Origin of the sequence: Brucella daejeonensis (genome assembly GCF_014199265.1) — a bacterium.
Classification (GTDB): domain Bacteria; phylum Pseudomonadota; class Alphaproteobacteria; order Rhizobiales; family Rhizobiaceae; genus Brucella; species Brucella daejeonensis.
In genome coordinates this window covers 383,911-398,778 of the sequence record NZ_JACIJG010000001.1, presented here as the reverse complement: position 1 = coordinate 398,778, position 14,868 = coordinate 383,911, and the positions used below count along the sequence as shown (strand labels likewise).

Genomic DNA, 14,868 nt, shown 5'->3' with positions numbered 1-14,868 from the left:
GGTTTCTTCTTCCGTTGATCTTCAATTTCTGGATTTGGTGTTCAATTCATGCCGGAGCCGCCTTTTAAGGGGCGGCTCCAAAACCGGTCAGTTGCCGAGAGCATCCTCAAGGAAAGCTTGAAGCTGCGCAAGATGCTTCGACATCAGGCCCGTCGCAGGCGATGCCGCAGCCGGACGGCCCGCATAACGGACGCGCTGATGCTTGGCGTCGATATGCGCCAGCACCCATTCCAGATACGGATCGATGAACGACCATGCGCCCATGTTCTTCGGCTCTTCCTGGCACCATACGATTTCCGCCTGACGGAAGCGAGACAGTTCGTTGATGAGCGCCTTGGCCGGGAACGGATAGAGCTGTTCCACACGCAGCAGGTAGACATCGTCGACACCGCGCTTTTCGCGCTCTTCGTAGAGATCGTAATAGACCTTGCCCGAGCAGAGCACGACGCGGCGGATCTTGGCGTCCTTCTGAAGCTTGATCTCGCCCTTGTTGTACTGCGCATCGTCCCACAGCAGACGGTGGAATGACGAATCGCCCGACAGTTCGCTCAGGCTGGAGACGGCGCGCTTGTGACGCAGCAGGGACTTCGGCGTCATCATGATGAGCGGCTTGCGGAAGTCGCGTTTCATCTGGCGGCGCAGAATGTGGTAATAGTTTGCCGGCGTCGTAACGTTGGCAACCTGCATGTTGTCTTCGGCGCAAAGCTGGAGATAGCGTTCCAGGCGAGCCGAGGAGTGTTCCGGACCCTGGCCCTCATAGCCATGCGGCAGAAGGCAGACCAGACCCGACATTCTGAGCCACTTGCGTTCGCCCGACGAGATGAACTGGTCGAAAACGACCTGCGCACCGTTGGCGAAATCGCCGAACTGGGCTTCCCACAGGACCAGCGCGCGCGGTTCGGACAGCGAATAGCCGTATTCGTAGCCGAGCACCGCTTCTTCCGAAAGCATCGAGTTGATGGCTTCGTAGATCGCCTGTCCCTTCTGGACATTGCTCAGCGGGATATAGCGGTTCTGGTTTTCCTGATCGTAGAGAACCGTGTGACGCTGCGAGAAGGTGCCGCGTTCGACGTCCTGACCCGACAGGCGGATCGGATGACCTTCGGCTGCAAGCGAACCGAAGGCAAGCGATTCAGCCGTTGCCCAGTCGATGCCTTCGCCCGTTTCGATCATCTTGGCGCGGTTGTCGAGGAAACGCTGGATCGTGCGATGAACGTGGAAATCCTTCGGCACTTCGACAAGCTTCTTGCCGATTTCCTTCAGCGTCTTCATCGGAACGGCGGTCTTGCCGCGACGCTGTTCGTCGGCATTGTCGGCGGTGCGCAGACCAGACCATGCACCGTCCAGCCAGTCGGCCTTGTTCGGCTTGTAGCTCTGGCCGGCTTCGAACTCGATTTCGAGCTTTTCGCGCCAGTCGGCCCGCATCCTGTCGATGTCTTCCTGCGTGACCAGGCCTTCGGCGATCAGCTTGTCGGCATAAAGCTGAACCGTCGTCTTGTGGCCGCGGATCGCCTTGTACATCAGCGGCTGGGTGAAGGACGGCTCGTCGCCTTCATTATGGCCGAAGCGGCGGTAGCAGAACATGTCCACGACGACCGGCTTGTGGAAGGTCATGCGGAATTCCATCGCAACCTTGGCCGCAAACACCACGGCTTCCGGGTCGTCGCCATTGACGTGGAAGACCGGCGCCTCGACCATCTTGGCCACATCCGACGGATAGGGCGAAGAACGCGAGAAGGCCGGATTGGTGGTGAAGCCGATCTGGTTGTTGATGATGAAATGCAGCGTACCCGCCACACGATGGCCCTTGAGGCCGGAAAGACCGAGACACTCCGCAACGACGCCCTGACCGGCGAAGGCGGCATCGCCATGCAGCAGCAAAGGCAGAACTTTTGCGCGCTCGGCCAGCGGCACCATGTCGTCGCGGGTGCGGCCGACCAGAAGATCCTGCTTGGCGCGCGCCTTGCCCATGACAACCGGATTGACGATTTCCAGATGCGACGGGTTGGCGGTCAGCGACAGGTGAACCTTGTTGCCGTCGAACTCGCGATCCGACGAAGCGCCCAGATGGTACTTCACGTCGCCCGAACCTTCCACGTCGTCCGGCGTATAGGAGCCGCCCTTGAACTCGTGGAAAATCGCGCGGTGCGGCTTGCCCATGACCTGGGAAAGCACGTTCAGACGGCCACGGTGCGCCATGCCGAGCACGACTTCCTTCAGGCCCATCTGGCCACCGCGCTTGATGATCTGTTCCAGCGCCGGGATCAGCGATTCGCCGCCATCGAGGCCGAAACGCTTGGTGCCCTTGTACTTGACGTCGATGAACTGCTCGAAACCTTCCGCTTCGATGAGCTTCGACAGGATGGCCTTCTTGCCTTCGGCAGTGAAGGCATAACCCTTGTCCGGGCCTTCGATGCGCTCCTGAATCCAGGCCTTTTCGACCGGATCGGAAATATGCATGAATTCGACGCCGATGGTGCCGCAATAGGTGCGCTTGAGGATTTCAAGCATTTCCGGCACGGTCGCATATTCGAGACCGAGCACATTGTCGATGAAAATCTTGCGATTGTAATCGGCAGGCGTGAAGCCGTAGCTCGACGGCTCCAGCTCATTATAGTCGTTCGGCTTTTCGGCGAGACCGAGCGGATCGAGATTGGCATGAAGATGGCCGCGCATACGATAGGCGCGGATCATCATGATGGCGCGCACGCTGTCGCGCGCAGCCTGGGCAATCTCTTCGGCGGTGAGCGGTGCGCCGGATGCGCCCTTGGCCTCACCTTTCGCAGCCTTGCCCTTCAACTTGTCGGAAACGGCCTTTTCGACTTCGGCCCAATTGCCGTCGAGCGCCGAAACGAGTTCGCCATTGGCGGCAATCGGCCAGTTCTTTCTGGTCCAGGATGCACCTTCGGCGTTCTTCTTCACGTCGGCTGCATTATCGCCGAGCTTGGCGAAGAAATCCCGCCACTGCGGATCGACCGAATTCGGATCGTCCTCGTACCTGGCATAGAGTTCCTCGATATAGTCGGCGTTGCCGCCATAGAGGAACGAGGTGAGGGCGAAAACGTCGTTGGCTTGTTCCTGCCTTGCCATAGCCTACCCGGAGCCTTGCTCCGTCTCCTTGTCAGCGATTCATTTCGCGCGGGCCGGAAGTCCGACAATGAAACTTCATCCCTCACGCCGCCGGGAAGGAACCGCTACAGACCCCGGCAAACCATACTCTACGCGTTGGAGCGGTCGCTTCCGCTCCGCTGTCACCGGAATATCCCGGTGTTCATGCCAAACCCGGCAACGGCTTTCGCCGATGCCGGGGCTATTCAAAATAACGACCGGTCTCAGCCCTTGAGGACTTCCACCAGCGTCTTGCCGAGTTGCGCCGGCGACGGGGACACGCGAATGCCAGCCGATTCCATGGCTGCAATCTTGTCTTCCGCGCCGCCCTTGCCGCCGGAAATCACGGCGCCGGCATGGCCCATGGTGCGTCCGGCGGGAGCCGTGCGGCCTGCAATGAAGCCGACCATCGGCTTGTTTCGGCCACGCTTTGCTTCGTCTTTCAGGAACTGCGCGGCATCTTCTTCAGCCGAACCGCCGATTTCACCGATCATGACGATCGACTTGGTTTCATCATCGGCCAGGAACATTTCCAAAACGTCGATGAATTCGGTGCCCTTGACCGGGTCGCCGCCGATGCCGACAGCCGTCGTCTGGCCGAGACCTTCGTTCGAGGTCTGGAACACAGCCTCATAGGTCAGCGTGCCGGAACGGGAAACAACGCCCACCGAACCCTTCTTGAAGATGTTGCCTGGCATGATGCCGATCTTGCATTCTTCAGGGGTCAGGATGCCGGGGCAGTTCGGTCCGAGCAGGCGCGAATTCGAGCGTTCCAGACGCTCCTTGACGCGAACCATGTCGAGAACCGGAATGCCTTCGGTGATGCAGACGATGAACGGGATTTCGGCTTCAATGGCTTCGATGATCGCATCGGCTGCACCTGCTGGCGGAACGTAGATCACGGAAGCGTCGGCGCCCGTGCGTTCCTTGGCTTCGGCAACGGTCGCGAAGATCGGAAGCTTTTCGCCCTTCTGACCTTCCCAGGTTTCGCCACCCTTCTTCGGATGGATGCCGCCGACCATCTGCGTACCGTAGTAAGCAAGCGCCTGTTCGGTGTGGAAAGTACCGGTCTTGCCGGTCAGGCCCTGTACGAGAACCTTGGTGTCCTTGTTGACGAGAATGGACATGCCTTAGTTTCCCTTCACTGCAGCGACGATCTTCTGCGCCGCATCGTCGAGATCGTCAGCCGAAATGACATTCAGGCCGCTCTCGTTGATGATCTTCTTGCCAAGCTCGACATTGGTGCCTTCGAGACGGACAACCAGCGGAACCTTGAGGCCGACTTCCTTGACGGCAGCGATCACGCCTTCGGCGATGACGTCGCACTTCATGATGCCGCCGAAGATGTTGACCAGAATGCCTTCGACAGCCGGATCAGCGGTGATGATCTTGAACGCAGCCGTCACCTTCTCCTTGGTAGCGCCGCCACCAACGTCGAGGAAGTTGGCAGGTTCCGCGCCATAGAGCTTGATGATGTCCATCGTCGCCATGGCGAGACCGGCGCCATTGACCATGCAGCCGATATTGCCGTCGAGGGCAACATAGGCCAGATCGTACTTGGAAGCTTCGATTTCCTTGGAATCTTCTTCCGTCAGATCGCGCAGCTCAAGGATGTCCGCATGACGGAACAGGGCATTGTTGTCGAAGGAGACCTTGGCGTCGAGAACGCGCACGCGGCCATTCTTCATGACGATCAGCGGGTTGATCTCCAGAAGGCTCATGTCCTTTTCGACGAAAGCCTTGTAGAGGATCGGGAACAGCTTGAGGCCGTCTTCACGGGCTTCGCCTTCGAGCTTCAGCGCATCGGCGAGCTTGGCGGCGTCTTCGTCCGTCACGCCCTTGGCCGGATCGATGGCGAGCGTCACGATCTTTTCAGGGGTTTCTTCGGCAACGGCTTCGATATCCATGCCGCCTTCGGTCGAAACGACGAAAGCCGGACGGCCGACCGAACGGTCGATCAGGATCGAGAGATAAAGCTCGCGGTCGATGTCGGCGCCATCTTCGATATAGAGGCGGTTGACCTGCTTGCCGGCCGGGCCGGTCTGCTTGGTGACCAGCGTATTGCCCAGCATTTCCTTCGCAAAGGCAACCACTTCGTCAATCGACTTGGCGAGGCGCACGCCACCCTTGGCATCTTCGGGAAGTTCCTTGAACTTGCCCTTGCCGCGTCCGCCAGCATGAATCTGGCTCTTGACGACATAGAGCGGTCCGGGAAGCGTCTTTGCCCATTCTTCCGCCTGTTCGACGGAATAGACAGCCACACCGTTGGCGATTGGCGCGCCGTAGGTGTGAAGCAGGCGCTTGGCCTGGTATTCGTGAATATTCATCTGGTTGTCCTCTGCGGATTCCCGACCCGCTTCTCAAGCGTAGCCGGTACGGCCCAAATCTTCGACCAATAATTGGCAGCCGGAAAAGGCCGGAGCCGCCCGAAGCGGCAACCGGCCTTGTCTGGAATTTACTTCAGCGACGGAGCGATGCCGATGCAGGCTTCGCAAAGACCGGCGACAGACGCCACCGACTTGTCGAATTCGGCCTTTTCGCCACCGTCGAGATCGATCTCGATGATGCGCTCGACGCCATTGGCGCCGATCACGGTCGGCACGCCGACATACATGTCCTTGACGCCGTACTGGCCGGTAAGCTGTGCCGCGACCGGCAGAACACGCTTCTTGTCCTTGAGATAGGATTCAGCCATGGCGATGGCCGAGGAAGCCGGTGCGTAGAAAGCCGAGCCGGTCTTGAGCAGGCCGACGATTTCCGCGCCGCCGTCACGGGTGCGCTGGATGATCTTGTCGAGCTTGTCCTGGCTGGTCCAGCCCATCTTGACGAGGTCCGGCAGCGGAATACCTGCAACGGTCGAGTAACGGGCCAGCGGAACCATCGAGTCGCCATGGCCGCCCAACACGAATGCGGTGACGTCTTCAACCGACACGTTGAATTCTTCCGACAGGAAGTAACGGAAACGGGCGCTGTCGAGAACGCCGGCCATGCCGACGACCTTGTGAGCCGGAAGGCCGGAGAACTTCTGCAAGGCCCAGACCATGGCGTCGAGCGGGTTGGTAATGCAGATGACGAAAGCGTCGGGAGCATATTTCGCGATGCCCGCGCCGACCTGTTCCATCACCTTCAGGTTGATGCCCAGGAGATCGTCGCGGCTCATGCCCGGCTTGCGCGGCACGCCTGCGGTGACGATGACAACGTCTGCGCCCTCGATGGCGGCGTAGTCATTGGCGCCGGTAAACTTCGCATCAAAACCGTCGACCGGAGAAGATTCGGCGATATCCAGTCCCTTACCCTGCGGGGTGCCTTCCGCAATGTCGAACAGGACGACGTCGCCGAGTTCCTTCAGACCGGCCAGATGAGCGAGCGTACCGCCGATCATGCCCGAGCCGATGAGGGCAATCTTGTTGCGTGCCATGATTGTTTCTTTCCTCACGTTTGATCCAGAAACGCATCAAGCCATCCGGTTTCCTCCCCGGAAACGCTCAAGCGTTGGAACTGCGAGATAGGACTCTTTGCAAAAAAACTCAACTCATTATTTTGCGACCAATGTTTTCAATCGGTTAGAATTATATGTTCTTACGTAAACGTAAGATATTTTGTCGAAAACAAGGCAAAATCACCCTTCCCTCCCCGCCGCCAGCCATCCCCGAACAGACGGTATGGAGCGACTGGCAAGCTGCCAATTCCTTCAGCGTCATGCAACGGTTCCAGACCGGCCACGATCTGGAACCGATACGCGTTTCAGGTTTGGGTTAGCCCCTAAGGTGTGCCAGCCCACGACCACGAATTGCGCTGGTAACATAGCCCAGGGAACATATAAGTCCAGTCTGTGGCAGCCTGATGATGGGGCAGCCTGATGATGGGCAGCGGACGATACGGAACGCTTCAGCCGGCCTTGCCGGGCGGCTCGGCCAGATATTCCGCGCTCTGCATCTCGAACAGGCGTGACGCGGTGCGGTCGAACTCGAAGGCCTCCGTACCCTTGCTGGCAATATAGAGCTTCTCGGGCGGAGCTTCCGCCGAAACGAACACCCGCGCATGATGATCGTAGAGCACATCGACCAGCAGGATGAAGCGCTTGGCCTCATTGCGACGCGCATAATCGAGCACCGGCACACCGTCGATAAACAGCGTCGGGTAGCGCTTGACGATGGCGATGTAGTCCGAAGCGCCGAGTGGTTTCGAGCACAGCGCATCGAAGGACAGACGCGCGGCGCCGGAAACCGCACGGGCAATCTCGATCTCGCGGCCCTTGATGCGGATCGTATCCGGCTTTTCGTCCGCGCCGTTCTTCTGGGCCGCCCAAGCGGCATCCATGCGGCCTGCCGTCTCATTTGTGAGCGGTGTCAGATAGACCGGCTGGCGGTCGAGCTTCTCCAGACGGTAGTCGGTCCGTGAATCGAGATTGATCACATCGACATGCTGCTTGAGGATGTCGACGAAAGGCAGGAAGAGCTGCCGGTTCAGCCCGTCGCGATAGAGATTGTCGGGTGCGACGTTGGACGTCGCCACCAGCACCACGCCACGCGCGAAAAGCGCGCTGAACAGGCGCGACAGGATCATCGCATCGGCAATGTCGGTGACGGTGAATTCGTCGAAGCACAGGACCCAGGCCTGCTGGCTCAGCGCATCGGCGACCGGCGGGATCGGATCGTCCTGCTTGGTCTCGCCGCGTTTCAACGCCTGACGATGGGCATAGATGCGCTCATGCACGTCGGCCATGAAGTCGTTGAAATGCGCGCGCCGCTTGCGCTCCACCGGCAGAAGCGAAAAGAACATGTCCATCAGCATGGTCTTGCCGCGCCCGACCTCGCCATGGACATAAAGCCCCTTGACGATTTCAGCCGCCGGCTTGCGCTTGCCGAACAGCCAGCCGAGCGCACTCGACTTGCGTGACAGTCGTCTGGAACAGATTTCCTCGATCAGCCGGTCATAGCGATCGGTGAGTTCGAGTTGCGCGGGATCCGCGTCCACATCGCCCGCCGCGACCATCGCATCGTAATGTTCGCGAAGGGAGGGAAACGCCTTGAGATTGCCGTCGAAAGACATCACAGGTTCCGGTGAAACCGTTATCGGGGAATTGGCGGAGCCGTCCGAAGACGCTCCGCCTCATAGAATGCTGCCACCGAGGGCGCAGCGTGAAAACAATCAGCGCGAGAGCGACACAGCCTGACCGCCCGAAGTCTGTCCGTCGAAGCGGCTCTGGCCCGAAGAATAGAGCGAGGCAACGGTGCCGCCATTCGCATCGTAAAGCACGAGCTGCTTGCCGTTGACCGCCCAGGAGGCGAGGCTTGCCAGTTCGCCGGGGCAGCGCAGCGGACCTGCGCGATAGCCCTGACCGTATTTTGTCTGCGGCGTCGCGATCTTGCAGCTCTGGCCGCCGAGCGATGCATTCCACACGCCTGCGACAGCGCCCGGCGTCACATCCGGCGCGGATGCCGGCGGCAGGTTCGCAACCTGCGTGCCGTCCGGCGCATTCGGGTCCGTGGTCGGAGCGGTCGGAAACTGCGAGGCATTGGGAGAGGCGAGATTACCCTTCTGCACCGTGCCTGCCGGGGCAGCATTGACCGGCGGCGGGGGCGGCGGAGGCGAAACCGTGTCGAGATTGCCGAACCGGGAGCTCTGGCACCCGGCCAGTACGATGCCAGCTGCCGCGAGGCTGAGCAGACTTGCTTTCGAAATTCCCATCAGGTTCTCCATTTCCGTCGTATTTCATCAGGGGTGGGGACGCCCCCGGCTTACCTACCGAAGCCGTGCAATGTGACAATATTGGACCGATAAAATGGCTATATGGTTAAAAAAGCAACACCGGCACCTGTCATTTTTGGCCGCAGAACCCGTCAGCGAGGCTTGAAAGCGCTTAATAATCCGGGAACTGGCACAGGAAGGTCACAGTTTCGGCATTCAGGGTTCCACGCAAGGAACAGGGAGCCGCCGCCGTCCCGTGTTTTTGCAATCTGTCACGGGCACTGGCAATTTGCGGGCTTTTCCGCCATATAGACCCTGAATGTCCATAGGCTTCACCAGCAAAGCCGCAGGAAAACGGAACCACGATAGTTATGGCCACCAAGGCAGCCTTCGCCAAGATGAACGGGCTCGGCAACCAGATCATCGTTGCCGACATGCGCGGTCGCGCCGACCGGATCACGCCTGAAGCCGCGATCCGCCTCGCAGGCGGCGGCGAAACGGCCTTCGATCAGATCATGGCAATCCACGACCCGCGCACACCGGGAACCGACAATTACGTCGCCATCATCAACAGCGACGGCACTGAAGCCCAGGCCTGCGGCAACGGCACGCGCTGTGTCGTGCAGGCGCTCGCCCGCGAGAGTGGCAGGCGCGACTTCACCTTCGAAACCCGCGCCGGAATCCTCACCGCGACCGAGCATGAGAACGGCCTGATCTCGGTGGACATGGGCAAGCCGCGTTTCGGCTGGCAGGATATTCCGCTGGCCCGCGAAGTCGCCGACACGCGTGCCATCGCGCTTTTCGCCGGTCCGGCCGACGCGCCGGTCCTGCAAGCGCCGTCAGTTGCCTCGATGGGCAATCCGCACGCCATTTTCTGGGTGGACGGCGACGTCTGGTCCTATGAGCTGGAAAAATACGGCTCCGCCCTCGAACACGATCCGATCTTTCCCGAGCGCGCCAATATCTCGATTGCGCGCATAACCTCGCCGGAAACGATGGACCTGCGCACATGGGAACGGGGCGTCGGCTTGACCCGCGCCTGCGGTTCCGCCGCCTGCGCCGCGGGCGTCTCGGCGGCCCGCACGGGTCGTACCGGACGCACCGTCACCGTCACCGTTCCGGGCGGCCCGCTCCGCATCGAATGGCGCGACGACGATCACGTCATCATGACCGGCCCCGCCGAATGGGAGTTCGGCGGCACGTTCGATCCTGCAACCGGCGAATGGGAGCACGCCCCCGACAATAGCCGGGGTGCCGCCTGATGGCTGTCGAGATCGTAACATTCGGATGCCGCCTCAACACCTATGAGTCCGAGGTGATGAAACGCGAGGCCGATGCTGCGGGCCTTGGCGAGCTGAAAGATGGCGCCATCGTCTTCAATACCTGCGCGGTCACGGCGGAAGCCGTGCGCCAGGCGCGTCAGGCGATCCGCAAGGCCCGCCGTGAAAACCCGGAAGCGCGCATCATCGTCACCGGCTGCGCCGCGCAGACCGAGGCCGACAATTTTGCCGCCATGGGCGAGGTGGACCTCGTTCTGGGCAATGAGGAAAAGCTGAAAGCCAATTCCTACCGGATGCTGCCGGACTTCGGCGTCAACCAGTTCGAGAAGGTGCGCGTCAACGATATCATGGAAGTGCGCGAAACCGCGAGCCACATGGTCGACGCCATCGAGGGTCGCGCGCGCGCCTTCGTGCAGGTGCAAAATGGCTGCGATCATCGCTGTACCTTCTGCATCATCCCTTATGGACGCGGCAATTCCCGCTCCGTGCCGATGGGCGCGGTGGTGGATCAGGTCAAACGGCTCGTCGGAAACGGCTATGCCGAAGTGGTGCTGACCGGCGTGGACATGACCTCCTACGGTCCCGACCTGCCGGGCAATCTCCGCCTTGGCAGGCTCGTCAGGACGGTTCTCGATCAGGTGCCCGATCTTCAACGCCTGCGGCTCTCCTCCATCGATTCCATCGAGGCCGATGACGAGTTGATGGATGCGATTGCCAATGAAAAGCGTCTCATGCCGCATCTGCACCTGTCCTTGCAGGCGGGCGACGACATGATCCTGAAGCGCATGAAGCGCCGCCATCTGCGTGACGATTCCATCCGCTTCTGCGAGACGGTGCGCGGGCTTCGCCCCGACATCGTTTTCGGCGCGGACATCATTGCCGGTTTCCCGACCGAAACCGAAGAGATGTTCCAGAATTCACTGAAGATCGTCGAGGAATGCGGCCTCACCCATCTGCATGTCTTTCCCTATAGCGCCCGCGAGGGGACGCCTGCTGCGCGTATGCCGCAGGTTCGCCGGGAGATCGTCAAGGAACGCGCCGCGCGCCTGCGCGCCGTCGGCGACCGCGCCTATGAAAAGCATCTCGCCGCACTTGACGGCACGCGCCAGCGTCTTCTGGTCGAGAAGCAGGGCATCGCCCGCACGGAAGGCTTCACGCTTGCCGCCGTCGATGGGGGCAATCCCGGCGAAATCATCGAATCCATCGTGACAGGCCATGACGGGGAAAAACTCCTCACCCGTCAGGCAGAGCCGAAAGCGGCTTAAACAGGGCATAAAAATTCATGGCAATGGGCTTCATCAAGAAAATGTTCTCCTTCGGCAAGAAGGAGGTTGAGGAAAAGCCGGTCGAAGAATCGACCCCGGAAACCGTGGAAACGCAGGTGCCCGAACCTGCCGAAGCGCCCGCCGTCGAAACCGCCCGGGAGCCGAAACCCGAACCGGAACATCCGGTTGCCGAGATCGAAATCCCGATCGAGCAGCCCCCCGTCATGGAACCGCCCGCCGTGGAACCGCCCGTCGTGGAACCGGTTCCGGCGGAAACACCGCCGGTCGAACAGCCAATTGCGGAACCTGTCGTCGAACAACCGGCTCCCGAGCCTGAACCTGCCATCGAACCGGAACGCGCCGAAGAGCCGGAAGCTCCGGCACCGGACTCCACCCCTGTTCCGGCACCGGCCAAGCCCAAGAAGGTCAAGGTCGCCAAAGCCGTCGAGGAACAGCAGGAAGAGTCCCCCGTCGAGGTGACGCCCCAGCCGAAGCTCTCATGGTTCGAGCGCCTGCGGCGCGGCCTTGCCCGCTCGTCCAGTTCGCTCAGCGAATCCATCGGCGGCATCTTCACCAGGCGCAAGCTGGATGACGACACCTTGCAGGATCTGGAAGACGTGCTGATCCAGGCCGACCTTGGACTGGAAACGGCGATGCGCGTTACCGATGCACTGGCCTCGGGCCGGTACGGCAAGGATGTCACCGGTGAGGAAGTCCGCGCCATCATGAGCGCCGAGATCGAAAAGGTGCTCTCCCCCGTCGCAAAGCCGCTGGAACTCGACCTGTCGCACAAACCGCATGTCATTCTGGTCGTCGGCGTCAACGGCACCGGCAAGACCACCACCATCGGCAAGCTCGCGGCAAAACTGACCGCCGGCGGCCTCAAGGTCATGCTGGCGGCGGGCGACACGTTCCGCGCTGCCGCAATCGAACAGCTCCACATCTGGGGCGAGCGCACCGGTTCGCCGGTCGTCTCCTCCAAGCTCGGCGCCGATGCGGCGGGGCTTGCCTATGACGCGTGGGAAAAGGCCAGGGAAGCAGGCAGCGACGTGCTCATCATCGACACGGCGGGCCGTCTCCAGAACAAGGCCGAACTGATGGAAGAACTGGCCAAGATCGTGCGCGTTCTCGGCAAGCACGACCCGGAAGCGCCGCACACGGTGCTTCAGACGCTCGATGCCACCACTGGCCAGAACGCGCTCAACCAGGTCGAGATTTTCAAGAATATCGCCGGCGTCAACGGTCTCGTCATGACCAAGCTTGACGGAACCGCGCGCGGCGGCATTCTGGTCGCGATCTCGGCCAGGCACAAATTGCCGGTCTATTTCATCGGCGTCGGCGAAGGCGTCGACGACCTCGAACCCTTCGCGGCCAGCGATTTCGCGCAGGCTATTGCTGGAGTAGCGTAATGGAAAAGCATATTTTTGAAAGCGACCCGGCCCGGAAAAGCGAAGCGGAACGCAAGGAAGTTCCGCCGCTCCTGAAGCTCGCGCTGGAACTGGGGCCGCTTCTGGTCTTCTTCTTTGCCAATGCGCGCGGCGAAATGCTGATCGAGCGCTTTCCCGTTCTCGGCTCCATCGGCGCGCCGATCTTCCTGGCCACCGCGCTCTTCATGGCGGCGACCGTCATCGCGCTTGTCATCTCATGGTCGATGACCCGCACCCTGCCGATCATGCCGCTCGTTTCCGGCATCGTGGTGCTGGTATTCGGAGCGCTGACGCTGTGGCTGCATAACGACACCTTCATCAAGATGAAGCCGACCATCGTCAACACGCTGTTCGGCGCGATCCTGCTCGGCGGCCTCTTCTTCGGCAAATCCCTGCTCGGCTATGTGTTCGATTCCGCCTTCCGGCTCGACGCCGAAGGCTGGAGAAAGCTCACGCTGCGCTGGGGCCTGTTCTTCATCTTCCTCGCCATCGTGAACGAGATCGTCTGGCGCAATTTCTCGACCGACGCCTGGGTATCGTTCAAGGTCTGGGGCATCATGCCCATCACCATTGTCTTCACGCTTTTACAAATGCCGCTTATTCAGAAACACTCGCTGGCCGAAGACAGCAACACCGCATCATGACCGCATGACAGGAGGGAGGACGCCATGTCCGGGATCGAACCACGGCTTGAAATCGAACAGTTCATCTGCCGCAGCGACAATTATGGCGTCCTGATCCACGACCCGGAAAGCGCCCTCACCGCCTCTATCGACGCGCCCGATGCGGCGGCGATCGAGGCAGCGCTGAAGCGGCGCGGCTGGACGCTCGATTTCGTCTTCACCACGCATCACCACCTCGATCATGTCGAAGGCAATGAGGCGCTGAAGGCGAAGTATGGCGTCAGCATCATCGGCCCCAAGGCCGAGGAAGCCAGGATTCCGGGCATAGACCGCACCGTGAAGGACGGCGATGCGTTCACTTTCGGGCTTTTCAGGGTGAAGGTCATCGCGACGCCCGGCCACACGGCGGGCGAAATCTCCTACCATCTTCCCGACGCGAAAGTGGTCTTCACCGGCGACACGCTGTTCGCGCTCGGCTGCGGACGGCTGTTCGAGGGAACGCCCTCGACCATGTTCCGGTCGCTACAGAAGCTGATTTCGCTTCCCGGCGACACCGCCGTCTATTGCGGCCATGAATATACCGAGAGCAATGCCCGGTTTGCGCTGACCATCGATCCCGGCAATTCCGCGCTCAAGGAGCGCGCTGCCGAAATCGCGCGGCTTCGCTCGGCCGATCGCATGACGCTGCCGTCGAGCATCGCGCTCGAAATGGCGACCAATCCCTTCCTGCGCTGGCACGATGCGGGCATTCGCAGCCGTCTCGGCTTGCAGGACGCCCCCGACGAGGCGGTGTTTGCCGAAATCCGCAAGCGCAAGGACCTGTTCTGAGGGTCCGGTGCTTGACACAAATTGCCGTTTGCAGACCGGCATCGCGACTTTTGGAACAGATGCTGACATATCGAGGATGAAACAATGACGGTATTTTCCCGTTTCAAGATTGCTGGCTGCGCCGTTTTCCTCGGCCTCTCGCTTGCCGCCCTGCCGGTTTTTTCCAGCGGCACCGCCTTCGCCGACGACCTTCTTGACGTCGCGCCAGAAGAGACGCCCGCCGAAATCAACAATTTCAGGCTCAGCGAGGATTTCCTCTCCCGTATGGAGAAGATTCAGGAACAACTTGAAACCATGGAGCTTTCCGCGACCGAGGAAGAAGGACAGGACCCTTCCCCTTCCTTCGACAAGATGGTCAAGAGCATCGAGGCCCGGCCGCAGGTCGTCGAGGTGCTCAAGGCCCAGAATATCACGCCGCGGGATTATATAGTCGGCTATTTTGCCCTGATGAGCAGCCTCGCCGCCGCCGATGCGGAAGACGAACCGCAGCTCGTCGATGAGTTGAAGGGCATCAATCCCGATCACCTTGCCTTCGGCAAGCAATATGGCGAACGCATCCGCACCCTGATCGGCGAGTGAACGTCCCGCCTCCTGTCCGAGCTTCCCGTCTCCTCAGGATGAGGGACGGGAGCATCCGCTGACCCTG

At 60.7% G+C, this 14,868-nt stretch carries 12 protein-coding genes; 6 read left to right on the top strand and 6 right to left on the bottom strand.

From position 1 onward, the window contains the following. Window positions 1-87 precede the first annotated feature (87 nt). The 6 genes from FHS76_RS01855 to FHS76_RS01830 all read right to left on the bottom strand — a co-directional run bounded on the left by FHS76_RS01855 (window position 88) and on the right by FHS76_RS01830 (window position 8,799). Window positions 88-3,090, bottom strand: a complete 3,003-nt coding sequence (locus FHS76_RS01855) for a 2-oxoglutarate dehydrogenase E1 component (RefSeq protein ID WP_183647219.1) — start codon at window positions 3,088-3,090, stop codon at window positions 88-90. A gap of 242 nt (window positions 3,091-3,332) precedes the next feature. Next, the gene (gene sucD / locus FHS76_RS01850) at window positions 3,333-4,235 is read right to left on the bottom strand and encodes a succinate--CoA ligase subunit alpha (protein ID WP_183647216.1); all 903 of its coding nucleotides are present in this window, start codon (window positions 4,233-4,235) and stop codon (window positions 3,333-3,335) included. Between the two features lie 3 nt (window positions 4,236-4,238). Next, window positions 4,239-5,435 (bottom strand): ADP-forming succinate--CoA ligase subunit beta, encoded by a 1,197-nt coding sequence (gene sucC, locus FHS76_RS01845; RefSeq protein ID WP_183647211.1) that lies wholly within the window; start codon window positions 5,433-5,435, stop codon window positions 4,239-4,241. Window positions 5,436-5,563: 128 nt separating this feature from the next. Then, on the bottom strand, window positions 5,564-6,526 hold the full coding sequence (gene mdh, locus FHS76_RS01840) for a malate dehydrogenase (protein WP_183647208.1): 963 nt from the start codon (window positions 6,524-6,526) through the stop codon (window positions 5,564-5,566). Between the two features lie 470 nt (window positions 6,527-6,996). Beyond that, window positions 6,997-8,160, bottom strand: a complete 1,164-nt coding sequence (zapE, locus tag FHS76_RS01835; RefSeq protein WP_183647205.1) for a cell division protein ZapE — start codon at window positions 8,158-8,160, stop codon at window positions 6,997-6,999. Window positions 8,161-8,259: 99 nt separating this feature from the next. Beyond that, window positions 8,260-8,799 (bottom strand): protease inhibitor Inh/omp19 family protein, encoded by a 540-nt coding sequence (locus tag FHS76_RS01830; RefSeq protein ID WP_183647202.1) that lies wholly within the window; start codon window positions 8,797-8,799, stop codon window positions 8,260-8,262. 371 nt (window positions 8,800-9,170) lie between these two features. Here FHS76_RS01830 and dapF point away from each other — a divergent pair, with 371 nt between their 5' ends. From dapF to FHS76_RS01800, 6 genes are all read left to right on the top strand, one after another. Beyond that, window positions 9,171-10,061, top strand: a complete 891-nt coding sequence (gene dapF, locus FHS76_RS01825; RefSeq protein ID WP_183647199.1) for a diaminopimelate epimerase — start codon at window positions 9,171-9,173, stop codon at window positions 10,059-10,061. Further along, window positions 10,061-11,344: a tRNA (N(6)-L-threonylcarbamoyladenosine(37)-C(2))-methylthiotransferase MtaB gene (gene mtaB / locus FHS76_RS01820; protein WP_183647197.1), complete on the top strand. Its 1,284-nt coding sequence runs from the start codon at window positions 10,061-10,063 to the stop codon at window positions 11,342-11,344. Before dapF ends, mtaB begins: the two co-directional genes overlap by 1 nt. A 17-nt stretch (window positions 11,345-11,361) precedes the next feature. Beyond that, window positions 11,362-12,753 carry a signal recognition particle-docking protein FtsY gene (ftsY, locus tag FHS76_RS01815; RefSeq protein ID WP_183647194.1) on the top strand — a complete coding sequence of 464 codons (1,392 nt, stop codon included), beginning with the start codon at window positions 11,362-11,364 and terminating at the stop codon, window positions 12,751-12,753. After that, a complete protein-coding gene (locus FHS76_RS01810; protein WP_183647192.1) occupies window positions 12,753-13,415 on the top strand; it encodes a septation protein A in 663 nt (220 codons plus the stop codon). Before ftsY ends, FHS76_RS01810 begins: the two co-directional genes overlap by 1 nt. Window positions 13,416-13,439: 24 nt before the next feature. Next, window positions 13,440-14,222, top strand: coding sequence for a hydroxyacylglutathione hydrolase (gene gloB, locus FHS76_RS01805; RefSeq protein ID WP_183647188.1), 783 nt, complete (start codon window positions 13,440-13,442; stop codon window positions 14,220-14,222). A gap of 84 nt (window positions 14,223-14,306) precedes the next feature. After that, entirely contained in the window at window positions 14,307-14,801 is a 495-nt protein-coding gene (locus FHS76_RS01800) for a hypothetical protein (RefSeq protein WP_183647186.1), read from the top strand. The last annotated feature ends 67 nt before the right edge of the window (window positions 14,802-14,868 follow it).